General features: G+C 71.6%; 22 protein-coding genes. 17 read left to right on the top strand and 5 right to left on the bottom strand.

The window, feature by feature from the left end:
• The 10 genes from AC1ROY_RS27100 (at position 1) to AC1ROY_RS27055 (ending at position 10,192) form a co-directional block, all read left to right on the top strand.
• Positions 1 to 1,011 carry an AAA family ATPase gene (locus AC1ROY_RS27100; protein WP_493152041.1) on the top strand — a complete coding sequence of 337 codons (1,011 nt, stop codon included), beginning with the start codon at positions 1 to 3 and terminating at the stop codon, positions 1,009 to 1,011.
• A gap of 1 nt (position 1,012) precedes the next feature.
• Positions 1,013 to 1,942, top strand: a complete 930-nt coding sequence (locus tag AC1ROY_RS27095) for a DUF58 domain-containing protein (protein WP_493152040.1) — start codon at positions 1,013 to 1,015, stop codon at positions 1,940 to 1,942.
• Positions 1,943 to 1,953: 11 nt separating this feature from the next.
• The gene (locus tag AC1ROY_RS27090; RefSeq protein WP_493152039.1) at positions 1,954 to 3,345 is read left to right on the top strand and encodes a DUF1254 domain-containing protein; all 1,392 of its coding nucleotides are present in this window, start codon (positions 1,954 to 1,956) and stop codon (positions 3,343 to 3,345) included.
• 7 nt (positions 3,346 to 3,352) lie between these two features.
• Complete coding sequence (locus AC1ROY_RS27085; RefSeq protein ID WP_493152038.1) at positions 3,353 to 4,879, top strand: DUF1254 domain-containing protein; 1,527 nt, start codon at positions 3,353 to 3,355, stop codon at positions 4,877 to 4,879.
• 15 nt (positions 4,880 to 4,894) lie between these two features.
• Positions 4,895 to 5,143, top strand: a complete 249-nt coding sequence (locus AC1ROY_RS27080) for a DUF3302 domain-containing protein (RefSeq protein ID WP_493152037.1) — start codon at positions 4,895 to 4,897, stop codon at positions 5,141 to 5,143.
• Positions 5,140 to 6,081, top strand: coding sequence for an efflux RND transporter periplasmic adaptor subunit (locus AC1ROY_RS27075; protein WP_493152036.1), 942 nt, complete (start codon positions 5,140 to 5,142; stop codon positions 6,079 to 6,081). Before AC1ROY_RS27080 ends, AC1ROY_RS27075 begins: the two co-directional genes overlap by 4 nt.
• Before the next feature lie 68 nt (positions 6,082 to 6,149).
• Positions 6,150 to 6,593, top strand: a complete 444-nt coding sequence (locus tag AC1ROY_RS27070) for a DUF4381 domain-containing protein (RefSeq protein WP_493152035.1) — start codon at positions 6,150 to 6,152, stop codon at positions 6,591 to 6,593.
• Entirely contained in the window at positions 6,577 to 7,515 is a 939-nt protein-coding gene (locus AC1ROY_RS27065; RefSeq protein WP_493152034.1) for a VWA domain-containing protein, read from the top strand. Before AC1ROY_RS27070 ends, AC1ROY_RS27065 begins: the two co-directional genes overlap by 17 nt.
• Positions 7,512 to 8,990 (top strand): VWA domain-containing protein, encoded by a 1,479-nt coding sequence (locus AC1ROY_RS27060; protein ID WP_493152033.1) that lies wholly within the window; start codon positions 7,512 to 7,514, stop codon positions 8,988 to 8,990. The genes AC1ROY_RS27065 and AC1ROY_RS27060 overlap by 4 nt, the downstream gene beginning before the upstream one ends.
• Positions 8,987 to 10,192: a BatD family protein gene (locus AC1ROY_RS27055; RefSeq protein ID WP_493152032.1), complete on the top strand. Its 1,206-nt coding sequence runs from the start codon at positions 8,987 to 8,989 to the stop codon at positions 10,190 to 10,192. Before AC1ROY_RS27060 ends, AC1ROY_RS27055 begins: the two co-directional genes overlap by 4 nt.
• Positions 10,193 to 10,220: 28 nt before the next feature.
• Here AC1ROY_RS27055 and AC1ROY_RS27050 read toward each other — a convergent pair whose 3' ends face one another.
• Both AC1ROY_RS27050 and AC1ROY_RS27045 read right to left on the bottom strand, forming a co-directional pair.
• The gene (locus AC1ROY_RS27050) at positions 10,221 to 10,889 is read right to left on the bottom strand and encodes a response regulator (RefSeq protein ID WP_493152031.1); all 669 of its coding nucleotides are present in this window, start codon (positions 10,887 to 10,889) and stop codon (positions 10,221 to 10,223) included.
• A 359-nt stretch (positions 10,890 to 11,248) separates the two neighbouring features.
• Complete coding sequence (locus AC1ROY_RS27045) at positions 11,249 to 12,862, bottom strand: PAS domain-containing protein (RefSeq protein ID WP_493152030.1); 1,614 nt, start codon at positions 12,860 to 12,862, stop codon at positions 11,249 to 11,251.
• 496 nt (positions 12,863 to 13,358) lie between these two features.
• On the opposite strand from AC1ROY_RS27045, the gene AC1ROY_RS27040 reads away from it, so the two are divergent.
• Entirely contained in the window at positions 13,359 to 13,733 is a 375-nt protein-coding gene (locus AC1ROY_RS27040) for a response regulator (protein WP_493152029.1), read from the top strand.
• Between the two features lie 4 nt (positions 13,734 to 13,737).
• Here the strand turns inward: AC1ROY_RS27040 and AC1ROY_RS27035 are convergent, their stop codons facing one another.
• Positions 13,738 to 14,307 (bottom strand): hypothetical protein, encoded by a 570-nt coding sequence (locus AC1ROY_RS27035; RefSeq protein WP_493152028.1) that lies wholly within the window; start codon positions 14,305 to 14,307, stop codon positions 13,738 to 13,740.
• Positions 14,308 to 14,516: 209 nt separating this feature from the next.
• On the opposite strand from AC1ROY_RS27035, the gene AC1ROY_RS27030 reads away from it, so the two are divergent.
• The gene (locus AC1ROY_RS27030) at positions 14,517 to 15,449 is read left to right on the top strand and encodes a SphA family protein (RefSeq protein ID WP_493152027.1); all 933 of its coding nucleotides are present in this window, start codon (positions 14,517 to 14,519) and stop codon (positions 15,447 to 15,449) included.
• Between the two features lie 635 nt (positions 15,450 to 16,084).
• Positions 16,085 to 16,576: a hypothetical protein gene (locus tag AC1ROY_RS27025; protein WP_493152026.1), complete on the top strand. Its 492-nt coding sequence runs from the start codon at positions 16,085 to 16,087 to the stop codon at positions 16,574 to 16,576.
• 67 nt (positions 16,577 to 16,643) lie between these two features.
• Here AC1ROY_RS27025 and AC1ROY_RS27020 read toward each other — a convergent pair whose 3' ends face one another.
• Positions 16,644 to 17,570: an NAD(P)-dependent oxidoreductase gene (locus AC1ROY_RS27020; protein ID WP_493152025.1), complete on the bottom strand. Its 927-nt coding sequence runs from the start codon at positions 17,568 to 17,570 to the stop codon at positions 16,644 to 16,646.
• A complete protein-coding gene (locus AC1ROY_RS27015) occupies positions 17,567 to 17,923 on the bottom strand; it encodes a carboxymuconolactone decarboxylase family protein (RefSeq protein WP_493152024.1) in 357 nt (118 codons plus the stop codon). Before AC1ROY_RS27015 ends, AC1ROY_RS27020 begins: the two co-directional genes overlap by 4 nt.
• A 266-nt stretch (positions 17,924 to 18,189) precedes the next feature.
• Here AC1ROY_RS27015 and AC1ROY_RS27010 point away from each other — a divergent pair, with 266 nt between their 5' ends.
• The 4 genes from AC1ROY_RS27010 (at position 18,190) to AC1ROY_RS26995 (ending at position 22,054) form a co-directional block, all read left to right on the top strand.
• Positions 18,190 to 18,915, top strand: a complete 726-nt coding sequence (locus AC1ROY_RS27010) for a GntR family transcriptional regulator (protein ID WP_493152023.1) — start codon at positions 18,190 to 18,192, stop codon at positions 18,913 to 18,915.
• Between the two features lie 83 nt (positions 18,916 to 18,998).
• A complete protein-coding gene (locus AC1ROY_RS27005; RefSeq protein ID WP_493152022.1) occupies positions 18,999 to 19,781 on the top strand; it encodes an enoyl-CoA hydratase-related protein in 783 nt (260 codons plus the stop codon).
• Positions 19,782 to 19,830: 49 nt separating this feature from the next.
• Positions 19,831 to 20,826: a Bug family tripartite tricarboxylate transporter substrate binding protein gene (locus AC1ROY_RS27000; RefSeq protein WP_493152021.1), complete on the top strand. Its 996-nt coding sequence runs from the start codon at positions 19,831 to 19,833 to the stop codon at positions 20,824 to 20,826.
• Between the two features lie 10 nt (positions 20,827 to 20,836).
• Positions 20,837 to 22,054, top strand: coding sequence for an acyl-CoA dehydrogenase family protein (locus tag AC1ROY_RS26995; protein WP_493152020.1), 1,218 nt, complete (start codon positions 20,837 to 20,839; stop codon positions 22,052 to 22,054).
• The last annotated feature ends 2 nt before the right edge of the window (positions 22,055 to 22,056 follow it).

Below are 22,056 nucleotides of genomic sequence, written 5' to 3'. Positions count from 1 at the left end.
ATGGCCGCCGCGCCGGAGGCTGCCGGGGCGGAAGCCGCCTCCCCCCGCGCGGCCTTCGCCGAGCTCCGCGCGCGCATGGGGCGGGCCATCATCGGCCAGGAGCGCGTGATCGAGCGACTGCTCGTTGCCCTGCTGGCCGACGGCAACGTGCTGCTGGAGGGCCTACCCGGCGTCGCCAAGACGCGCGCGGCGAAGAGCCTCGCGCAGAGCCTGGATGCGGAGTTTCGGCGTATTCAGTTCACGCCAGACCTGCTGCCGACCGACGTGGTCGGCAGCGAGGTCTATCACCAGGAGGGCGGCGGCAGCTTCCGCTTCGACCCCGGCCCGATCTTCGGCAACCTCATCCTGGTGGACGAGATCAACCGCGCGCCTGCCAAGGTGCAGTCGGCCCTGCTGGAGGCAATGGAGGAGCGGCAGGTCACCGTCGCCGGCACCACGCACAGGCTGCCGCCGCTCTTCATGGTGATGGCGACGCAGAACCCGATCGAGCAGGAAGGCACCTACCCCTTGCCCGAGGCGCAGCTCGACCGGTTCCTCATGCATGTGAAGGTGGACTACCCGCCCGATGCCGACGAGCGCGCCGTGCTGCGCCTCGTGCGCGAGGAGGAGCGCGCGGCGCAGTCCGGCGCGCCGCCGCCGCGCCCGGCACCGATCCCGCAGGACGCCGTCTTCGCGGCGCGGGCGGAGATGGCCGCGCTGCATGTCGCCGATGCGATCGACGACTACGTGGTCGCGCTGGTCACCGCCACGCGCCACGCGGACGCACTGGACAAGGATCTCGGCCGCTGGATCGAGGTGGGATGCAGCCCGCGCGGCTCCATCGGCCTCGACCGCGCGGCACGCGCGCATGCCTGGCTTTCCGGCCAGGACCACGTGACGCCGGAGAATGTCCGCGCCGTGGTGCCCGACGTGCTGCGCCACCGCCTCATGCTCAGCTACGAGGCCCAGGCCGACCGCGTCACTGGTGATGCGGTGCTGGAGCGGCTGGTCTCGCTCGTCGCGGTGGCGTGAGATGGACGCGCGCCTCGCCCCTGACCTCGCGGCCCTCGCCCGGCTGCAGCACGAGGCGCGCGGTTTTTCCTTCCTGAACCGGCAGCCCGTGCATTCGCTGCTCTCCGGCCGCCGCGCGAGCCGCGTGCGCGGGCGCGGGCTGGCCTTCGAGGAGATCCGGGCCTACCGGCCGGGCGACGACATCCGCCACATCGACTGGCGCGCCAGCGCCCGCACCGGCGACACCCAGACGCGCATCTTCACCGAGGAGCGCGACCGGCCGACCTTGCTGATCGTCGACCTGACGGCGGCGATGTTCTGCGGCTCCGTCCACGCCACCAAATCGGCCATCGCGGCGGAGGTGGCGGCGCTGTGCTGCTGGCGCGGGCTGCGCGCGGGCGATCGCCTTGGCGCGCTGGTCTTCGGGGACGAGGGCGTCACGGAATTCCGCGCGCATCGCAGCCGCGCCGCCGTGATGCGCATCCTGGGCGAGGTGGCGCGCCGCGCCGAGGCGCTGGCCGCGGCGCCGCCACGCCCGGCCGGACCCGAGGCGCTGAACGCCGCGCTGCGCCGCGCCGAGCAGCTGGTCACGCATGACGCCATGGTGGTTGTCATCGCCGACATCCAGGCGGCCGATCCGGCGGCGGCGCGCAGCCTAGGCCGCATCTCCAGGCACAACGACGTCATCGCGATCCCGGTCTCCGACCCGCTGGAGCGCGCGTTGCCGGCCTCGCCCTGGCGCGGCCGCGCCACCGACGGCGCGCAGACCGCCACGATCGATCCGCGCGGCATCGGGAGCCGGGTGGCGGAGGCTTACGCGCAGCGGCTTGAGGCGACCCGCAAGGGCGGGCTCCGGCTGGAGACGCCGGTGCTGCCCGTCGGCACGGAAGAGGAAGCGGCGCCGCAGTTGCGTCGCATGCTGGGCGCCGCTGCCGCGGCCAAACGACGTTGAGGAACATCCCCATGGGCTCGCCGATCCCCCGAACCCGCCTGCCGCGCCGCACCCTCGCCAGCCTGGCTGGCGGTCTCGCGCTCGCCCGGCCCGCCTTCGCGCAGGACGACCCGGCCGCCCTCGCGAAGGACGCCTGGATCTACGCCTACGCCATGCTGATGAACTACTCGACCATCCATGTCCAAGCGCTCGACCGGAACGCGCCGGGCTATGTCGGCGGCTTCAACACGTATCGGCACTATGCGCGCTACTTCACGCCCGCCGACCGCGACATCGTCACGCCGAACAACGACACGCCCTATTCCATCGCCTGGCTGGACCTGCGCGCCGAGCCGATGGTGCTGACCGTGCCGGCCGTTCCCGCCGACCGCTACTACTCCTGCCAGTTCTACGACCTCTTCACCCACAACTTCACGATCCTCGGCACGCGCACGACGGGTCATGAAGCCGCGAGCTTCCTCTTCGCGGGGCCGGGCTGGAACGGCGCCGTGCCGCCAGGTATCAAGCAAGTCTTCCGGCCGGAGACGCAGATCATCGGCGGGCTCACCCGCACGGCGCTGCACGGGCCGGACGACATCCCGGCGCTGCAGGCGATCCAGGCCGGCTTCCGCCTGCAGCCGCTCAGCGCCTTCGCCAGCATTGCCCCGCCGCCGCCGGCACCCGCGGTGGACTGGTTGCCCTGGGACGAGCGCCGCGCCCTGGGGCCGGACTTCATCGCCTATCTGAACAGGCTGCTGCCCTTCTATCCGATCATCCATCCGAGCGAGACGGCGCTGTTCGAGCGCTTCGGCCGGATCGGCATTGGCGCGGGGCGGCCTTTCGATCCCGCCACGCTGCCCGCGCCGCAGCGCGAGGCCATTATGCGCGGCGCGACCGAGGGCATGGCGGCGCTGCGCCAGGTAATCTCCACCACGACCTCCTCGCTCGGGCTCTTCGGCACGCGCGAGGCGCTGGGGCCTGACTATCTCATGCGGCGCTCCGTCGCGGCCGCGATGGGCATCTATGGCCTTTCGAAGGAGGAGGCGGTCTATCTCGGCGACGACAAGGACGCCGACCGCCGGCCGCTCGACGGCGCCAGCCGCTACACGCTGCGCTTCGAGCGCGGCAACCTGCCGCCGGCCTCCATCTTCTGGTCGGTCACGGTGTATGACCTGCCGGATCGCCTGCTCGTGGCCAATCCGATCAATCGCTACTCGCTGGGCGACCGCTCCGGGCTGAAGACCGAGGCCGACGGCTCCACGACGATCCACCTGCAGGCCACCTCGCCCGGGCCGGACCATCAGGCGAACTGGCTGCCCGTTCCCACCACGGGCGGCTTCAACATCGTGCTGCGGATGTACGGCCCGAGCCCCGCCGTGCAGGCCGGCCAGTGGCACATGCCGCCCATCGTGAAACAGAACTGAGGACGCCATGACCATCACGCGACGCCTGATCGGCCAGGCCGGCCTCGCCACCGCCGCGGCGGCACCCGCGCTCGCGCAGGGCAGCGGGCCCGCGGCCTCCGCCGGCCCGCGCGTGCCGCCCGCCGCCGCCGCCTCGCCCTTCGTCGCCCCATCCGCCGCCGGGCTGAATACGGCCATCGGCAAGCTGAAATTCACGCGCGGCTATCCCGACCAGGCGACGACGCGGCTGCTCTTCGACAACCTCGACCTGCAGCGTGCGGTCCAGGCCTATATCTGGGCCCTGCCCATCGTCGCCTTCGCGCAATGGCAGGCGCAGCACCGGCAGGTCTTCGGGGCCGGCGAGACCGACATGGTCCTGTACGAGAGCGTCCGCGACAAGCTCGGGCTGCTGACGGCGAACGCGACCACGCCCTACATCATCGGCTTCCACGACCTCGCGCGGACCGGGCCGCTCGTGATCGACCTGCCCGCCGGCGAGACCGCAGGCGGCGTCGGTGATTTCTGGCAGCGCTCGCTCGGCGACTACGGGCAGGCCGGGCCGGATCAGGGACGGGGTGGCAAGTACCTGCTGCTCGGCCCCGGACAGGAGGATCCGCACGCGCCGGGCCATCACGTGCTGGTCTCCAGCACGAACAATGTGATGAACGGCTTCCGGCTGCTCGCCGCCGATCCGGCCATGGGCCGCGCGCTGATGGCGCAATACCGCGTCTATCCCTACGCGCAGCGCGACAACCCGCCGGTCCAGCGCGTCCTCCGTCCGGAAGGCCGCTCCTGGAGCGGCACGCAACCGCGCGGAATCGCCTATTGGGAGCGGCTGTCGGCCATCGTCGACGACGAGCCGGTACAGGAGCGCGACCGCTTCTTCATGGCCATGCTGCGCCCTCTCGGGCTGAGGAAGGGCCAGCCCTTCCGCCCCGACGCGCGGCAGCGCGCGCTGCTGGAACAGGCTGCGCTGCTCGGCGAGGCCACCGTGCGCGCGATGGATGTCGAGAAGCGCTTCACCGGCACGCAGATGTGGGACCGGCAGCACTGGCACTGGCTCTATCTCTTCGACGTGACGCAGCGGCAGGACAGCTACGACCAGCTCGACGAGCGCTCCACCTGGTTCTACGAGGCGGTCGGCGCGGCCTCGGCCATGGCGATCCGCCAGCCGGGTCCGGGGCAGGTCTATCTCGGCGCCAACAAGGATGCGCGCGGCGACTGGCTGGACGGCGGGCGCAACTACCGGCTGCGCGTGCCGGCGAACGTGCCGGCGCGGCAGTTCTGGTCCGTCACCGCCTACGACCTCGAGACGCGCTGCTTCATCGACACGCCGCACGACCGCGCCGATCGCGGCTCGCGCAGCGACCTCGCGAAGAATGCAGATGGTGCCGTCGATCTCTTCTTCGGCCCGCGCGCACCCCCCGGGCGCGAGGCGAACTGGGTGCCGACACGGCCGGGGCGCGGCTGGTTCGCCTATTTCCGCCTCTACTATCCGGAGGCGCCCTTCTTCGCAAAGACCTGGCAGCTGCCGGACTTCGAGCGCGTCGGATAGGCAGGGAGGCACGCCATGACCGGCCTGGATATCTTCGCCTGGATCGTGCTGATCGTCATGGCGGTCAGCACCATCGGCGTCGCGTGCATCGCGGGATGGCTGCCCGGTCATGTCGCGGCCCACCGCAACCACCCCTGGGCCGAGGCCGTGAAGGTGGCCGGCTGGGTCACGCTGCTCTTCGGCTTCGTGCTGTGGCCCGTCGTCTTCGTCTGGGCCTATGTCGACATGCCCCGAGGGGACACGCGGGGGCGGCCCGTCGCATGATCGTCTTTCTCCTCAATGTCTATCTCGTCCTCCTCTTCCTGCTGGTGAGGCTGCGGGTCGTCCGGTTCAACCTGTTCTGGAAGGCCTCGCCCTTCCTGGTCCTCCTGCTGCTGCTGGTCGGCCTGTTCGTTCCGATGGGCTGGGGCGCTCCGTCGGGGCCGGCGCTCATCGGGCGCATGTCGGTCGCCATCGTGCCGGATGTGGCCGGCGAGGTGATCGAGGTGCCCGTTCAGCCGAACGCGCCGCTGCGGGCAGGCGACATCCTCTTCCAGATCGACCCGCGTCCCTTCCAGTCGCAGGTGACCGCCCTCGAGGCCCAGCTCTCCTTCGCGCAGCTGCGCCTGGAGCAGATGACCCAGCTGCAGCGCTCGCAGGCGGGCCGCGCCTTCGACGTGGAGCAGCGGCAATCGGAGGTGCAGCAGCTCCAGGCGGAACTCGACGGCGCCCGCTGGAACCTGGAGAAGACGACCGTGCGCGCCCCGGCCGACGGCTACGTGACGAACGTGGCACTCCGCAAGGGCGCCCGTGTCGCGAACCTGCCGCTCTCGCCGGTGATGGCCTTCATCGACACGTCCAGCACCATCGCAGTCGTCGAGATCCAGCAGATCGATGCGCGCTATGTCGAGACGGGCCAGCGGGTGGAGTTCGCCCTGAAATTCCTGCCCGGCCGCATCGTCACCGGAAGGGTGGAAGCCGTGCTGCAGGCCATCGCCGCCGGCCAGGCGCAGGTGTCCGGCCAGGCCGCCAGCGCGCGCCCGGGACAGGCTGCGCCGTTCATCGTGCGGGTCGCCCTGGACGATGCGGCGCTGGCGGCCAGCCTGCCTGCCGGCAGCGCCGGCACCGCGGCCATCTTCACGGAGCGCGTGACCGCCAGCCACGTCATCCGGCGGGTGCTGCTCCGGCAGCAGGCGATCCTCAACTACGTGCTGCCGTTCTGATGCATGGCACGGCAGGACAAGGGGGCTGATATGGAGAATGACTTGAGGGCCCGTCTCGGGCGCTTCGGATGAACCCCACGGCACCCAGCCGGGAGGCGATGCATGGGCTGATCCTGCCCGCCCCCATTCCACTCTGGCCGGCGACGCCGGCCTGGTACGTGCTGGGCGCGCTGATCCTGCTGGCCTTGCTCTGGTTCGGCCGGCGCGGCTGGAAGTCCTGGCGGCGCAACGCCTATCGCCGCGCGGCGCTGCACGAGCTGGAGGCCGCGCAGGCCCCCGCCGAGATCGCCGTGGTCCTGAAGCGCACCGCGCTCGCCGCCTGGCCGCGCGCACGGGTCGCCTCGCTGACCGGCGCCGAATGGGCGGAGTGGCTGCGCGCTTCCGCGCCCCGCGCGCGCTTGACCGAGGCGATGGCGCGCCTGCTGGCCGAGCTCGCCTACCTGCCCGCGACACCGCCCGGCACGAAGGACGCCGCCCGCAGCTGGATCCGCCGGCATGACCTTCGGGCTTGACCATCCCTGGGCGCTCGCGCTGCTGCCGCTGCCGCTGCTGGCGCGCTGGCTCCTCCCCGCATTCCATGGCCGGCAGGTCGCGCTGCGCGTGCCCTTCCTCGCGCGGCTGCCGGCCAGCCAGGGCGCAAGCGCCCCGCGCCCCTGGCGCCGCGCGCTGGCCCTCCTGGCCTGGCTGCTGCTCGTCCTCGCCCTTGCCGCGCCGGTCCGCATCGAGCCGCCGGTGACGCGCGAGACGGGCGGGCGCGACGTGCTGCTCGCGCTCGATCTCTCGGGCTCGATGGAGACGGCGGACATGGCGGGCGCCACCCGCATCGACGCCGCGCGCGCCGTGCTGAAGGGCTTCATCGCCGACCGCCCGCGCGACCGCATCGGCCTCGTCGTCTTCGGCACCGCGGCCTTCATGCTCGCGCCCTTCACCGCGGATCACACGGCGCTGCTCGCTTTGCTGGACGAGACCTTTCCCCGGATGGCCGGGCCGCAGACCATGATCGGCGACGCGATCGGCCTCGCCGCCCAGAGCTTCGAGCGGGCCGAGGTCGCGGGCCGGCTGATGGTCCTGCTCACCGACGGCAACGACACCGGCAGCCGCGTGCCGCCCGCGCGCGCGGCCGACATCGCGGGGCGGATGGGCGTGCGGATCTACACCGTCTCGCTCGGCGACCCCGCCACAGTGGGCGAGGCGGCGCTGGACGTGGCGACACTGGAGGCGATCGGCACCGGCACGGGCGGTGCGCATTTCCACGCGGGCGATCCCGCGGCACTGGCGGAGATCTATCGCCGCATCGACGCGCTGGAGCCGACGGTCTCGCGCAACGTCGCCTGGCGGCCGCGCAAGCCGCTCTTCGTCTGGCCGCTGACCGGCGTCGCGGCGCTGGTCGCGCTGCTCTCGCTCGGCCGGGTCGGACGCGAGGCAGCGGCATGAGCGAGCTGCACCTGCTGCGCCCCTGGTGGCTGCTGCTGCTCCTGCTGGCACCGCTGCCGTTGCTGCTCGACCATCAGCGGCGGCGCGAGGCCGGCGGATGGCGCGGCGTGGTGGCGCCGCACCTGCTGGACGCGCTGCTGATGGTGCAGGGAACGCGCTCGTGGCTGCGGCCCGCCGTGCTGGCCGCCGCGATGCTGGCCGTGCTGGCGCTCTGTCTGTCGGGCCCGACCTGGCGGCGCGAGCGCAGCCCCTTCGTGACCGACAGCGCGACCATGGTCGTGGTGCTGGACCTCTCGCGCTCCGCCGCGCCGGCACTGGAGGCCGGCAAGCGCAAGATCCGCGACCTCGTGGCGGCGCGCGGCGGCGCGCGGACGGGGCTCATCGCCTATGCCGGCACCGCCCATGCCGTGCTGCCGCCGACCGACGACCCCAGGCTGATCGAGACCTATCTCGACGCTCTCGCGCCCGAGATCATGCCGCGCGACGGCAACGCGGCCGGTGCCGCCGCTTCCGCCGCCCGCCGCGTCCTGGATGCCGAGCCGGGCGCCGGCACCATGGTCTTCGTCACCCCCGCCGTGCCCGCTGTCGAGGCCGCTGGCTTCGCCGAGGCCCTGCGCGGCGCACGCCATGCCGCGCTGGTCCTCGCCACCGGCCCCGGTCCCTTCGCGGGCGTGCCCGGCACCGGCATCATCGAGCGCACGCCGGACGGCGCCGACGTCACTGATGTCGTCGCCCGCGCGCAACGGCACTTCGCGGCGGCGCCGACCGACGATCCCACGATGCGCTGGCAGGATGCCGGCCCCTGGCTCGCGCTGCTGCTCGTGCCGCTGGCGCTGCCCTGGGCTCGGCGGGGGTTTCTCGTCGCGGCCGTGATGGTCCTGCCGGCGCAGGCGGCGGAGTCCGGCTGGTTCTCCCGGCTCTGGCTCACGTCCGACCAGCAGGCGCGGCTGATGCTGGAGCGTGGCGACGCGGCGGATGCGGCGGCGCTGTTCACCGATCCGGTGTGGCGCGGCGTCGCGCTCTATCGGGCGGGCGACTACGAGGGCTCGGCGGCCGCCTTCGCGCTGCGCGACACGGCCGAGGCGCAATACGACCGCGGCAATGCGCTGATGATGCGCCCGCGCGGCTGGGACGACGCCATTCCAGCCTATGACCGCGCGCTCCAGCTCCGCCCGGATTTCCCCGAGGCGCGCGCGAACCGCGACGTCGCTCTGGCCTTCCGCGCGCAATGGCAGGCCGCCGAGGCGCAGCGCGCCACGAACCAGACCGACCAGGAACAGAAGCCCGGTGACGGCGAGACGCAGATCGACCAGACGCCGCCCGACCAGCGCCCGCGCGAGGACGACGGCAATCCCAATCGCGTCGCCGGCCAGGGCCTCTCCGACGACCAGATCCAGGAGATGTGGATGCGCCGCGTCGGCGGCACGCCGCGCGACTTTCTTCGGTTGCGCTTCGCCCGACAGACGCAGCGATGAGGCTCCTCCTGCTTCTGTTCCTGGCCTTCCCGGCGATGGCGCAGGAGGTGCCGCTCGCGCTGCGCCTCGAGGTCTCGCCGCGCGGCCCGGTCTGGATCGGCCAGCGCGTGACGGTGACGCTGACCGCCATGACACCGGCGCGCTTCGCCGCCTCGCCGACCTTCCCCGAACTCGTGCCGCAGGGCCGCGCCATCCTGCTGCCGGAGGGCACGACGGTGCCGGGCTCGGAACGGGTCGGCGGCACGACCTACGCCGCGCTCCAGCACAGCTATGAGCTCTTCCCTGCCGAGGCCGGCGCGCTCACCCTGCCCGCCATCCGCATGTCCGCGCGCATCGGCGACGGCACGGAAGCGACCGCGGAGGTGGAAGGCCTGCGCATCGAGGCCCGCGCGCCGCCGGGGGCCACGGATCTCTCCCGCCTCGTCGTCGCGCCCGAGTTCCGGCTGACGGCGACCACCGACCGCGCGCCGGAGGGCCTGCGCGTCGGCGAGGCCGTCACCCGCACGCTGCGGCTGGAGGCGCGGGACACGAGCTCGATGCTGCTGCCGCTGGCGCTCTGGGGCCGGCCTGAGGGCGTCGCCGTCTATCCCGATCCGCCCGAGCTGCACGACCAGACCTCGCGCGGCGACCTGCGCGCGACGCGTCAGGAACGCGCGGCCTATGTGCCGCAGCGTCCCGGCCCGGTGGAGCTGCCGGGCTTTTCCTTCGCCTGGTTCGAGCCGCGCGCGGGCCGGATGCAGGTGGTGAGCGTCGATCCCATCCGCTTCGAGGCGCTGCCTGCGGCAGAGACGGCGCCTCCGCTGCGCCGGCCCCTCCCCTGGCTCGCGGCCGGCGCACTGGCCCTTCTCCTCGCCGCCGGCGCGGGCTTCGCTCTCCTTCGCCGCCGGCCGCGCCCCGCGCCGGAGTGCGAGGCCTTCGCGGCGCTGCGGGCGGCCTGCTGCGCCGACCTGGCCCAGGCGGCCTTCGCGGCCCTGTACCGCTGGAACGACGCGCTGGCCCCGCCGGCGCGCGAGGCTGCCGCCCGCGTCGCGCCGCTCCGGGCCGAAGCGCGACGGCTGGAGGACGGTCTCTACGGCAGGCCCGCCACCCGCCCCTGGGCCGGTTCCGCCCTGCTGCATGCCGTGAGGTCCGCCCGATGGCGCCTGCGCCGCCGTCCGACGCGCCGGCCGCGCGCACCCGTGCTGCCCGAACTCAACCCCTGACCCGCGCCATCCAACGCCGCGCCCCACTTCAGATCGGCGTCAGCTTGTTCCGCACCGCGTAGCGCACCAGCCCCACCACCGAATGCGTGTCCAGCTTGCGCATCGCCGAGGAGCGGTGGGTCTCCACCGTCTTCACGCTGAGCTCGAGGCGCTTGGCGACCTCCTTGTTGCTCAGCCCCTCCGCCAGGAGCTGGACGATCTCCCGCTCGCGCGTGGTCAGCGGCTCCTGATCCTTCTTTCCGGGCTCGCCGGGCGCGGCGGCGCGGAGGAAGCCGTCGAGGATGGTCTCACTGACCTTCCAGTTGAAATAGGGCTGGTGCGCCGCCAGCGCCTCGACCGCCGCGATCACCGAGCGCCCGGCATCGGACTTCAGCAGATAGCCCTTGGCGCCGGCGGCCAGCACCTCGCGGATCAGCTGCTCCGTCTCGTGCATGGTGAAGATCAGGATCTCGGTCTTGGGCGAGGAGCGGCGGATGATGCGCGTCGCGTCCAGCCCGTTCAGGCTCGGCATGGAGATGTCGAGGATGGCGATGTCCGGCTGCAGCTGCTCGGCCATCTCCACGGCCTGGCGGCCGCTCAGCGCCTCGCCGCAGACGGTCCAGCCCTCCTGCGCCTCCAGCAGTGCGCGCAGGCCGTGCCGGACGACGTCGTGGTCATCCGCGAGAAGGATGCGAAGCGGTCCCGGTTCCTTCCGCATCGAATGCCTGCGCTCCACGGTTCTAGGGACGATCCCCGGGCCATGCTAAGGCTCCGGCCGGCGCGATGTGATCGGGTGGAACCCGCAGAACGAGGGAAGAGCGTCTGTAGGCGGCGGCCAGCCGGCGCCCCCGCGTCCTCACGACCCGCCGCCGAAGCCGCGCCGCGCGGCGCGCGGGGGAGCTCCGCGCGCCATCTCCCCGCGCAGCCCGCGCCGGCGAGGCTGGCGGCGATCGCGCGCGACAGCATGGCGGCGGTTCCTTCCCGAAGGGTGAAGGTCGTCACCGTCGCAGGGCCGCGCGCCGCATCGTAACGGGCCTTCGCACGAGGCCGGCCGGAATTGCAGGAGAGCCGCGGCCGTCATTCGGCCAGCGAGGCCGCCTCCGCGGCGAGCTCCGCGGGGCTCGACGCCTCGACGACCGTGCCGCCGGCGCAGGATTCGATCGCCAGCGCACCCCCGACCGCCCGCATCCGCTCGCGCATGCCGACCAGGCCGAGCCCCGCCCCCTTCTGCTGCGGCGCCATGCCTCTGCCGTCGTCGGCGATGCGCAGGCGCACCATGCGCTCGCCGTCCCCGGCACGGTCCAGGCTGAGCCCGATGGAGACCTCGCTCGCGCCCGCATGGCGCCAGGCGTTGGCGAGCGCCTCCTGCGCCACGCGGAACATGGCCGTCTCCGCCTCGCGGGGGAGCGGCAGGCGGCCGTGCTCGGTGCAGCGGTCGGGGCCGCGCTCGGGCATGTCGAGCCGGACCGGCAGGCCCGTCCGCTTCGAGAAGCCGTCGGCGAACCAGGCGAGCGCCGCCTGCAGGCCCATCTCGTCGAGCAACGGCGGATAGAGCAGGTAGGACAGGGTCCGGATCTCCCGTTGGCTGCCATCGATCAGCTCCAGCGCCTCCTCCAGGTCGCGCGAGGCGCCAAGCTTCGACTGCGCGCTGCGAATGGCCAGCGAGGCGCCCAGCAGGTTCTGCGCCGTCGAATCGTGGAGATCTCGCGCGATGCGCCGGCGCTCGTCGTCCTGCATGGTCAGCAGCCGGCGGGTGAGCAGCCGCAGGGTCTCCGCCGATTCGCGGATTCCCGTCACGTCCTGGGCTGAGCAGATGAGCCGGGTCACCCGGCCATCGGCGCCGCGGGCGATGGCCCTGCGCTGGCTGTGGAGCCAGCGCTGCGAGCCGTCCCGGAGGCAAAGGCGCAGGGTGATCTCGGCCACCGCGCCGTCCTCCAGGTCGAGGCAGTCCCGGCGATGCCGGAGCAGCGCGGGCCGGTCGTCCGGATGGACCAGCGACCACAGGGCCGCCGTCGCCTCCACGCCGCTGGGCGGCGAGTCCGGGATCAGCGCCAGGTAGCCGTGGTTGAGGTGCTCGCTCGCTCCGGTTTCCAGGTCCAGGACATAGAGCAGCCCCGGCGCCGCCTCGGTCACGCGGCGGAACAAGGCCTGGGCGGCCTCCGCCTCGGCCTGCGCCGCCCGACGCTCGGTGACGTCGATCAGCTCGCCCATGAGGCGCCGGCGCGCTCCCGGATCCGGATGGGCGCGGAGGACCACGCGGCGGTACCCGCCCGGCCCGCTGGCCCGACGGATGCGGATCTCGGCGAGAATGGGCGAGCGGCCTTCCGCGACCTGGCGCTTCAGGGCCTCGATCGCCGGGCCGTCGTCGGGATGGCAGATTCGCGGCCAGTCCTGCCGCAGCCGCGCCATCGACGCGCCGACCGGCACGCCGAGCATGGCCGACGCCTCGCGGGACAGGGTGATGGTGTCGGCCTCGACGTCCCATTCCCAGTGGCCGATGCCGGCCGCCTCCTGCGCCAGGCGCCGCCGCGCGGCGCTTGCGGACAGGGCGGCATCGACGTCGGGATCCGGCTTCGCGCCGGCGGCGGGAAAGACGCCTGGATCGTGGCGCCTCGAGCCCTGGGAGAACGGCGTGCCCGGGACCAGGAAAAGACCCTGGGGCTCGCGCTGGGAGCGGAATCTACCGGGCATCCCCGGGACCCTGGCCGGAGGTGGGGCTGGCTGAGAGGCTTTTCCCCTCGCCGGGGGAGGCGGGACCGTATGCTCCGATCCTGACCACAGGAGAGGCGGCTGGGAGCATGGGTGTTTCCCCTATTGTTTCTAGAAAGCAACCCTACGCATCAATCCGGGATTGATACATTACCATCAATTCATAATGCAACTTTCGCCGGAGTTGCGAGTCAGGCTTTTCAGGCGCTCGGCCAAGCACCGAAAAAATGATCCTGTATGGCATATTTTTGATATTCTTGCCGGATTGGAGAATTTTAGATACATTTCAGCCATATTGGGCAACCTGGAACCTGTATCTACCCACCCTCAAGGACCTGGTGATCAGCGCCATGCCTGCCGCAGCCGGCCTGAAAGCGGCCCTCCCTCCCAGGGACGCAGTTCCGGGACCGCTGCGGAATGCATCCGGCACCGGCAGGCCCTGATGCCTGAAACTTCCAACCCATCCCCGGGCGGGCCCATGCCCGCGCCGGTCCGTGTCCTGCTCGCCGACGATCATGACGGCATGCGACGCCGCATCCGGCGCATGCTCGAGGCCGACGGCCGCCTTCTGGTCTACGCCGAGGCGAAGGACGGCGAAGAGGCCGTGCGACAGGCCCTGGAGACGCGCCCCGCGGTCGCCGTCCTCGACCTTTCCATGCCCTTGCTCTCCGGTGTCGAGGCGGCCCGGCGCATCCGCGCCGCCCTGCCGGAGACGCGGATCGTGATCGTCACGCTCCACCCCCGACCCGACGGCCCGCCCCCAGGGGCGGACGGGCCGAACGTCCATGCCTGGGTGTCCAAGCAGGAGGCGGCCGAGCGGCTGGTCCCGGCCGTACTCGGCCTGTCCGGCTGAGGCCTCAGCGCGGCGCCGGCACGATCCGGATGGCCTGCGCCTCGGTATAGGCGATCTCCACCTCGTCGCCGGGCCGCAGCCCGCGCGCGAAGTCCTGCATCTGCGGCTTGCCGAGCACGACCCGCCGCGGCACGCCGCGGGGGCCGACGAAATCCACCGTGTTCATCACCGGGTCCACCGCCTCGATGCGCACGCGCAGGCGCACCGTCTGGCTGGTCCGCTCGCCGGGACGCGAGCCGCGCGGCGGGTTCTGGACCTGGATTCCTTCGTCGACGATGGGCGGGGTGCCCGGGCGGGCCATCGAGGCCGCCAGGGCCACCCGGTAGTTCACGATCACTTGGTCGCCGGGGCGGATTCGCGCCAGGTCCGGCACGTCGCGGGAGATGTCGAAGGTCACAAGCCCGCCGGTCGGGTCGCGCAGCAGGACGGTGCGGCCCCGCGCATCCACGGTCTCCACCGTCGAGCGCATCTCCGCGGTCCGCTCGATCATGGCGGGCTGCGCGGCGAGCGGCAGCGCGAAGGCGGTGGCCGTCAGCAGGCCGGCCGCCCAGACAGCGAATATCCTTCGAGACATGGTGTCCTCCATCCCAGAGGCGCCATCGGACGACGCAGGGGGCGCGCGGGTCCATCCGGGAAAGGCCCGAGGCCGGCGCTCGCCATCCCGGAGGCCGCCCCCGCCCGAGAAAGCCTGTGGGATCGCCGAGGCCGATCTCGGTGATCCACCCGATACGGCGACCGCGGACCCGCGCCCTAGCCTGTGGCGGCCTGCCGAAGGAGCACCGCATGCGCGCCAGCCATCCCGCCCTCATCGCCGGCGCGGTGCTGCTCGCCGCCGCCGTGCCCGGCGCGGCCCGCGCCACCGAGGCGGCTGCGGGCCACTACGTGATCGGCGCCAATGCCGCGCCGGGAGCAGGGATCGTGCCGCCGGAGCCGGGCCTCTACTGGGCGAACCAGACCGTCTACTATCAGGGCTCGCTCGGGCGCTCGGTGCAGCTGCCCATCGCGGGGCGGATCGAGAGCGGCTTGGAGGCAGGCTTCTTCAGCACCGCGGTCGCCGCGCTCTACGTGCCGAAGCTGGATCTCGGGAACTTCTCGCTCGCCTTCGGCGTCGCCCTGCCGCTGCAGAACCTCGACGCGCGCGTCTTCAGCGGCACGCGCGAGCGCAGTGAGAACAACTGGAGCTTCGGCGACATGGTGATCACGCCGGCGGCGCTCGGCTACCGGAGCGGCCAGAACTTCTTCCAGGCGCGGCTCGACGTCTTCGCGCCCACCGGGAACTACAGCACCTCCTCCATCGCCAATGTCGGCATGAACTACTGGACCTTCGTGCCGACCATCGCCTACACGCGGCTCGGTCGGAACTACGACCTCTCGATCGGCGCGGGCATCGACCTCAACACCCGCAACCCGAAGACGCGCTACACCAGCGGCGCGATGTTCCACCTGGACGCCACGGCGATCTACGACGTGGCGCCGGGCTTCGGCCTGGGCATCCTCGCCTCGATGATGAGCCAGGTCGCGGACGATCGCGGCGGGCTCGCGGCGCGGCTGAACGGGTTCCGCGGGCAGTCCTTCGCCGTGGGGCCGATCGCCCGCTACAACTTCCAGCTCGGCGGCGCGCACCTGCAGACCATGTTCTCCTGGGCGCCGGAATTCGCCGTGCAGAACCGGCCGAGCGGCAATGCCTTCCAGTTCCGGGTCTCGGGGCGGTTCTGAGCGGGCCGTCCGCGGCGACCGCGCGGCGCGTCAGCGGCCTCGTGGCTCGGCGAGATGCGCTCGTTGTAGCCCAGCAGCAGGATGGTGCGGCTGAGAGACGGATGGGCACGACCGGCTTGAAGTTCATCGTGTAGGCAGAGCCGTCATGCTTCGGGCTATCGCGGAAGTCGAAATTGTCCTGGAAGAGGGCGAAGGCGGGGCTGGAGACCGGGTTCTGCAGCTGCTGGGCCAAGTCGCCGTGATGCGGCGCGTCGGCCTGCTGCGCCAGGGCGACGGAAGCCGGCGCGAGGAGGCAGATCGAAAAGAAAGGGGGCGCCTCCCGCCCCATGAAGGAGCGAGGCAAGGCCATGCCCGCGTCGTGCCGGCATCGGGTGAAGGCCCGAGGGCCGCGGATCATGCGGCCCCGCCTGCCGGGAGGGCGCCGGAGGTCCTGCCGTCGCTGCCGGGCCCGACGGCGCGGCCACCGGCGCTGGCCCCGCCGATCTACTCGATCGAACCCCGGCGGCTCGGGTATTCAGCCGATACCACCTGAAGGCCGCCTTGGGTCACGGTCAAAGCCTCCCGCAACGGAGAGGACGTGCCCGATTGCCCTGCAACCGGCCAGTCCTTGGGAAACGCAGGGTGAGGTGAAAAAGATGCTCCACGGAAGAACGCTGCTGACACTGACCGCCATGCTGGGCCTCGCCGCCTGCGACACGGCCGGCACGTCGACGGCGCAGAGCGAGATGTATCCCCTTTTGGACAATACGGGCCGCGTCGTCGCCTACGCGCCTCCCTCCGCCGTGCGCAACGCGCCGCCCGGAACCGCGGTCCGGATGAACCTCAACGGCCAGGACCAGCTGGTGACCCTGGGGCCCCGGACGTCGCAGGGCGTCTCGGCCGGCACGCCGGTCGTCGCGGGTACGGAGGACGGCCGCCCGATCATCACTCATGTCGGCCCCGGCGCCGGCGACTTCTCGCCGACCGGCACGCCGGTCGTCACGGGCACGGGGGCGGACGGCCGCCCGATCATCACCTATGTCCAGCCGGGCCAGCGGGCGCCGACGGGCGTCGTCGGCGGCCGGCGCCAGACGGCCCCGGGCACGCTGGCGCCGGGCGTCTCGCCGGTGGTCGAGCCCGCGCGATGAGACGCCGCCGGCGCGCCGTCCCGCGCGCCGGAACCAGGGCTGATCTTGCGACGGCCGCGCAGCAGCGTCAGCCGGGCTTGTCCGCCGCCAGCGCCGCGTCGATCTCCGCGCGCGGGACCTTGATCTCGACCCCCGCGCGCTCCTGCTGGAGCAGCATGGCCGAGCGGGAATCCCGCGTCGCCCAGCCCCGGCCAAGCGCCTCCGTCATCTCCTCCAGGGCCATGTTGGAGAGGCGCATGGGCACGCCCAGCTCCTTGCCCACGGCCGTCGCCAGCGAGACGTCCTTGTGCGCCAGCTTCAGGGCGAAGCGCGCTGGATCGTAAATCCCGGGGAGGAACTGGTCGGCGAGGGAGTCGAAGGTGCGTCGCCTTCCGTTCGCGCCCTGCCGCACCGCCTTCCACAGATGCAGCGGATCGACGCCGGCCTTCACGCCCATGGTGAAGGCCTCGGCCATCGCCGCGTTCACCACATAGCCGCTGAGGTTGTGCACGAGCTTCGCGACCGAGGCCGCGCCCATCGGGCCGATATACATGACCTGGTCGCCGATTGCGTCGAGCACGGACCGGTGCCGCTCGAACATCTGCTCGTCGCCGCCGACCCAGAGCGCCAGCTTGCCGGAGGCCGCGCCCTGCGGCCCACCGCTCACCGGAGATTCCAGCAGATGCGCGCCGTGCTGCCGGAAGACCTCCTCCATCCGCCGCGTCATGGTCGGCGAATTGGTGGAGAGGTCCACCAGCGTCAGCCCCTCTCGCGCAGCAGTAAGGACCTGGGTCGCCACCACCTCGAATTCCGGCGGGCCGGGCAGCGAGGTGAAGACGAGATCCACCTGCCCGGCCAGCTCCGCCGGCGAGCCGGCCCAGGCCGCGCCCTTCTCCAGCAGCGGCTCGGCCGCGGCGCGGCGCATGTCGTGGACCACGAGCTCGTGCCCGGCCTTCTGCAGGTTGGCGGCCATGCTGCCGCCCATGAGGCCGAGGCCGATAAAACCGAGCTTCATGGCGCCTTCCCTTCGCGCGCTTCGAGGATGCCGCGCAGGATGTTCGCGCCCGTGATGCCCGAGGGCCATCCGGCGTAGAAGGCGAGGTGCGTGATCATCTCGCCGAGCTCCTCCCGCGTCACGCCGTTGGTCAGGGCGCGCTCCATGTGGACCTTGAGCTGATCGGGCCGATAGGCGGTGACCAGCGCCGCGCAGGTGATCAGGCTGCGGTCGCGCTTGGAGAGGCCGGGGCGCTCCCAGACGTCGCCGAACAGCACCTCGTGGGTGAGGTCGACGAGCTTCGGCGTATAGGGCCTGAGGGCCTCGCGCTCCGGCATGGGGGGCGCCTTCGAGCCGGGTGGCGATGCGTTCATTGGATGACCTCCCTGCGGGGCTCGCGAACCTCGCCCGCCCCCGCCAGGTCAGATTATCGTATTACGATACCCGGTAAAGGGGTGGTCGATCGGATTTCGGAACGGGGCCGTCGGCGCTTCATTCCGGCAGATTTCCGCCGAAAATTCCGTATCGCGGCATCGTGCGGCCCTGTAGGCTTGCCATCCCCGTCATACCGCCATAACGTCCCACCGTAATACGGTATTCGCAGGAGAGATCGAAACATCTTGGGCCGGAGCACCACCCTGTGAGCGCCTCCCTTCGCGTCATCCCCTCCCATTCCCTGCGCCACCGCGTGGCGGAGACCCTGCGCGAGGCCATCGCCATGGGCCGCTTCCGCATGGGCGACCGCCTGCTGGAGCGCGAGCTCTGCGAGCTCACCGGCGTCAGCCGCACCTGCGTGCGCGAGGCGCTGCGCCAGCTGGAATCCGAGGGGCTGGTCACCAGCATCCCCAACCGCGGCCCCATCGTGACGCCCATCGGCCTTGCCGAGGGGCGCGACATCTACGACCTGCGCATCGTGCTCGAGGGCCTGGCCGCCAAGCTCTTCGCCACCCGCGCGACGCCGCAGGAGCTGGAGGAGATCGCGGCCACCGTCGCCGAGCTGGACGCCATCGCGTCAGCGCCGGAATTCGATGCACAGGCCTTCCTCGCCGCGAAGGACCGCTTCTACGCACAGCTGCGCAACGGCTCGCGCAACGAGCCGCTGGCCCTGCAGCTCCGTAGCCTGCTGATGCGCATGCGCCAGCTCCGCTCGGCCGCGCTGACCGATCCCGAGCGCCCGCGCACCTGCATGGTCGAGGTCCACGCGATCCTGGCCGCGCTGCGCTCGCGCGACGAGGAGGCGGCCTGGAGCTCCTGCACCATGCATGTCCGCCGCTCGGCCATCGCCGCGCTGGCAGGGCTGGAGCGCGTGCAGGCAGAGGCCGCGGCGCAACGCCGTCTTGTGATCGGCGGAGGTGCCGCCGGGTAGCGACTTCGACGTGTCTGAATGAGGAAACGTGACGTGAGAAAAGTGGCGAACAACGCCGTTGTCATCCCGCCGGAGGCGGCCGCATGAGCGAGCCCGTCTACTGCACCACGGAGAAGCGCGGCCGCGTCTTTTTCCTCACCATCAACCGGCCGGAGGTGATGAACGCGCTGCATCGGCCGGCGAACCTGCAGATGCAGGCCGCGCTGGACGGCTTCGCCGCCGATCCCGATCTGTGGATCGCCATCGTCACCGGCGCCGGACCACGCGCCTTCTCGGCCGGCAACGACCTGAAGTACCAGGCCGCCGGCGGCGACACGGCGCCGGTGCCCACGGGCTTCGGCGGGATCGTCGGCCGCTTCGATCTGAACAAGCCCGTCATCGCCGCCGTGAACGGCATCGCCATGGGCGGCGGCTTCGAGATCGCGCTGGCCTGCGACCTCATCATCGCCTCGGAGAATGCGGTCTTCGCCCTGCCCGAGCCCCGCGTCGGGCTGGCCGCGCTGGGCGGCGGGCTGCTGCGGCTGCCGCGCCAGATCCCGCTCAAGCAGGCCATGGGCATGATCCTCACCGGCCGCCACGTCCCCGCCCGCGAGGGGCTGGCGATGGGCTTCGTCAACGAGGTCGTGCCCGAGGGCCAGGCGCTGGAGGCCGCGGAGCGCTGGGCCGCCGAGATCGCCTCCCGCTCGCCCATGGCGGTGCGCGCTTCCAAGGAAGTGGTGCGCCGCGGGCTGGAGATGGAGCTGGAGCCGGCCTTCCGCACGCAGCGGGAGTTCTCCGCCGTGAAGGCCATGCTCGCCAGCGAGGATTTCGTCGAGGGCCCGAAGGCCTTCTCCGAGAAGCGGCCGCCACAATGGAAGGGCCGATGAGTCCCTGAAGGCGGCAAAGACCGCCGGCAATGATGGTGAGGAGGAAACAATGACAAGAACAACAGAGGCCGGGCGAAGGTCGCTCCTCGGGGCGAGCTTGGCGGTGGTCGCGGCGCCCGCGGTCGTGGCGCAGACCGGGGCCTGGCGGCCGACGCGGCCGATCCGCATCGTGGTGCCCGCCGCGGCGGGCGGCACGGGCGACCTGCTCGGCCGCATCCTCAGCGAGTACTGCCTGCGCCGCTGGGGCCAGCCCGTCTCCGTCGAGAACAAGGGCGGCGCCGGCGGCCTCATCGGCACGCAGGACGTGCTGAACCAGCCGGCCGACGGGTACAACTGGCTGATCGGCAATATCGGCCCGCAATCCATCGCCTATTCGCTGTACCGCACCATGCCCTACCGGCCGGACAACCTGGCGCCGGTGAGCAACCTCCTGACCGCCCCGAACGTGCTCGTCACCAACAAGAGTGTGGCGGCCAACACCATCCCGGAATTCGTGGAGTGGCTGCGGAGCCAGAACGGCGCCGCCTCCTACGCCAGCTCCGGGCCGGGGCAGTCCACGCATCTGTCGGCAGTGTGGTTCCTCCAGCTCGCGGGCGTGCGGGCGATCCACGTGCCGTATCGCGGCTCGGGGCCGGCCATCAACGACCTGATCGCCGGCACGGTCGCCTTCTACTTCGACAATCTCAGCAACGGCATCCGCTACGTGCGCGACGGCACGTTGAAGGGCCTCGGCATCACCAGCGCCCAGCCCAGCCCACAGACCGACATGGTGCCGATCCGTACCACCCTGCCCACGCTCGCGCCCTTCGACGTCTCGACCTGGTTCGGCGTCTTCATGCGCGCCGGCACGCCGCAGCCTGCCATCGAGGAGGCGAATGCCGCCATCAAGGGGCTGCTCGAGCAGGACTCCACCAAGGCGCTCTACGCGCAGATGGCCGCCAACACCGCCTGGTGCACGCCCGAGCAGCAGGCCGATTTCGTGACGCGCGATGCGGCCAAATGGGCCGGGGTCATCCGTGCCGCCAATCTGCAGATCGACAATTGAGAAAGCCGCGATGGACCTGAATTTCTCCGAGAAGCACCAGGCCTTCCAGGCCGAGGTGCGCGACTTCATCCGCAAGTTCGGCCCGGGCTCGCCCGCGACCGGCGGCGGCCGCAAGAAGCCCGACCAGAAGACCCGCGACTGGCAGGCCCTGCTCATCGAGCACGGCTATGCCGGCCGCACCATCCCGAAGGACTACGGCGGCTACGGCGCCGAGCCCGACGTGCTGGAAGCGGCGATCATCGCCGAGGAGTTTTCTCGCGCAAACATCCATCCCGGCATCATGAACCAGGGCATCAGCATGTTCGCGCCGACGCTGCTGGAGGTCGGCACGCCGGAGCAGTGCCGGCGCTGGGTGCCGCCCACCATCCGCGGCGAGATCATCTGGTGCCAGGGCTATTCCGAGCCGGAGGCGGGCAGCGACCTCGCTTCCGTTCGGACCAAGGCCGTGGTGGACGGCGGCGACTTCGTCATCAACGGCCAGAAGATCTGGACCAGCTCGGCCCACTACGCCGATATGATGTTTCTGCTGGTCCGCACCGAGCCGGACAAGCCGAAGCACGAGGGCATCTCCTACCTGCTGCTCGACATGAAGACGCCGGGCATCGACGTCCGGCCGCTGCGCACCATGACCGGCCGCGCGGAGTTCAACGAGGTCTTCTTCACAGATGTCCGCACGCCCGTGGACCACATCGTGATGGGCCGCGGCCAGGGCTGGCACGTGGCGAACATCACGCTGAAGCACGAGCGCATGGGCATCGGCAGCTCCGGCCGGCTGACGCACCGGATGCAGCGGCTCATCGAGTTGCTGAGCCGCACGGAGCAGGACGGCGTGCCGCTGATCGCGATCGGCGACTACCGCTCGCGCCTCGCGCGCATGCAGGGCGAGGTGCTGGCCTGGCGCGCGCACAACCTGCGCCTGCTGACGGACAAGGCGCGCGGCGAGGAGTCGGGGCTGCGGCGCTTCATCCTGAAATACGGCGCGACCATGCTCGGCCATCGCATGACCTCGCTGGCCGTGGACGCGCTGGGTATCGAGGGGCTGGTGGCGCTCTCCGAGGGCGAGGACGCGCAGGACGACGAGGCCGCGAACTGGAACAGCGACTACTTCTACGACATCGGCCTGTTCATCGGCGGCGGCACCTCGAACATCCAGAAGAACATCATCGGCGAGCGGGGGCTGGGGCTGCCGCGCGAGCCGAAGGTCGTGACAGCGGCCGGGAGGGCCTGAGA

It is taken from the genome of Roseococcus sp. GW821-FHT12F05 (assembly GCF_058806835.1).
The sequence above is the reverse complement of the archived record's forward strand: the minus strand, read 5'-3'. Positions and strand labels throughout refer to the sequence as shown.

What these genes read in the sequence shown, in the direction of transcription:
- AC1ROY_RS27100 (WP_493152041.1), top strand. Translation starts at nt 1, where the DNA reads ATGGCCGCCGCGCCGGAGGCTGCCGGGGCGGAAGCCGCCTCCCCCCGC.
- AC1ROY_RS27095 (WP_493152040.1), top strand. Translation starts at nt 1,013, where the DNA reads ATGGACGCGCGCCTCGCCCCTGACCTCGCGGCCCTCGCCCGGCTGCAG.
- AC1ROY_RS27090 (WP_493152039.1), top strand. Translation starts at nt 1,954, where the DNA reads ATGGGCTCGCCGATCCCCCGAACCCGCCTGCCGCGCCGCACCCTCGCC.
- AC1ROY_RS27085 (WP_493152038.1), top strand. Translation starts at nt 3,353, where the DNA reads ATGACCATCACGCGACGCCTGATCGGCCAGGCCGGCCTCGCCACCGCC.
- AC1ROY_RS27080 (WP_493152037.1), top strand. Translation starts at nt 4,895, where the DNA reads ATGACCGGCCTGGATATCTTCGCCTGGATCGTGCTGATCGTCATGGCG.
- AC1ROY_RS27075 (WP_493152036.1), top strand. Translation starts at nt 5,140, where the DNA reads ATGATCGTCTTTCTCCTCAATGTCTATCTCGTCCTCCTCTTCCTGCTG.
- AC1ROY_RS27070 (WP_493152035.1), top strand. Translation starts at nt 6,150, where the DNA reads ATGAACCCCACGGCACCCAGCCGGGAGGCGATGCATGGGCTGATCCTG.
- AC1ROY_RS27065 (WP_493152034.1), top strand. Translation starts at nt 6,577, where the DNA reads ATGACCTTCGGGCTTGACCATCCCTGGGCGCTCGCGCTGCTGCCGCTG.
- AC1ROY_RS27060 (WP_493152033.1), top strand. Translation starts at nt 7,512, where the DNA reads ATGAGCGAGCTGCACCTGCTGCGCCCCTGGTGGCTGCTGCTGCTCCTG.
- AC1ROY_RS27055 (WP_493152032.1), top strand. Translation starts at nt 8,987, where the DNA reads ATGAGGCTCCTCCTGCTTCTGTTCCTGGCCTTCCCGGCGATGGCGCAG.
- AC1ROY_RS27050 (WP_493152031.1), bottom strand. Translation starts at nt 10,889, where the DNA reads ATGCGGAAGGAACCGGGACCGCTTCGCATCCTTCTCGCGGATGACCAC.
- AC1ROY_RS27045 (WP_493152030.1), bottom strand. Translation starts at nt 12,862, where the DNA reads ATGCCCGGTAGATTCCGCTCCCAGCGCGAGCCCCAGGGTCTTTTCCTG.
- AC1ROY_RS27040 (WP_493152029.1), top strand. Translation starts at nt 13,359, where the DNA reads ATGCCCGCGCCGGTCCGTGTCCTGCTCGCCGACGATCATGACGGCATG.
- AC1ROY_RS27035 (WP_493152028.1), bottom strand. Translation starts at nt 14,307, where the DNA reads ATGTCTCGAAGGATATTCGCTGTCTGGGCGGCCGGCCTGCTGACGGCC.
- AC1ROY_RS27030 (WP_493152027.1), top strand. Translation starts at nt 14,517, where the DNA reads ATGCGCGCCAGCCATCCCGCCCTCATCGCCGGCGCGGTGCTGCTCGCC.
- AC1ROY_RS27025 (WP_493152026.1), top strand. Translation starts at nt 16,085, where the DNA reads ATGCTCCACGGAAGAACGCTGCTGACACTGACCGCCATGCTGGGCCTC.
- AC1ROY_RS27020 (WP_493152025.1), bottom strand. Translation starts at nt 17,570, where the DNA reads ATGAAGCTCGGTTTTATCGGCCTCGGCCTCATGGGCGGCAGCATGGCC.
- AC1ROY_RS27015 (WP_493152024.1), bottom strand. Translation starts at nt 17,923, where the DNA reads ATGAACGCATCGCCACCCGGCTCGAAGGCGCCCCCCATGCCGGAGCGC.
- AC1ROY_RS27005 (WP_493152022.1), top strand. Translation starts at nt 18,999, where the DNA reads ATGAGCGAGCCCGTCTACTGCACCACGGAGAAGCGCGGCCGCGTCTTT.
- AC1ROY_RS27000 (WP_493152021.1), top strand. Translation starts at nt 19,831, where the DNA reads ATGACAAGAACAACAGAGGCCGGGCGAAGGTCGCTCCTCGGGGCGAGC.
- AC1ROY_RS26995 (WP_493152020.1), top strand. Translation starts at nt 20,837, where the DNA reads ATGGACCTGAATTTCTCCGAGAAGCACCAGGCCTTCCAGGCCGAGGTG.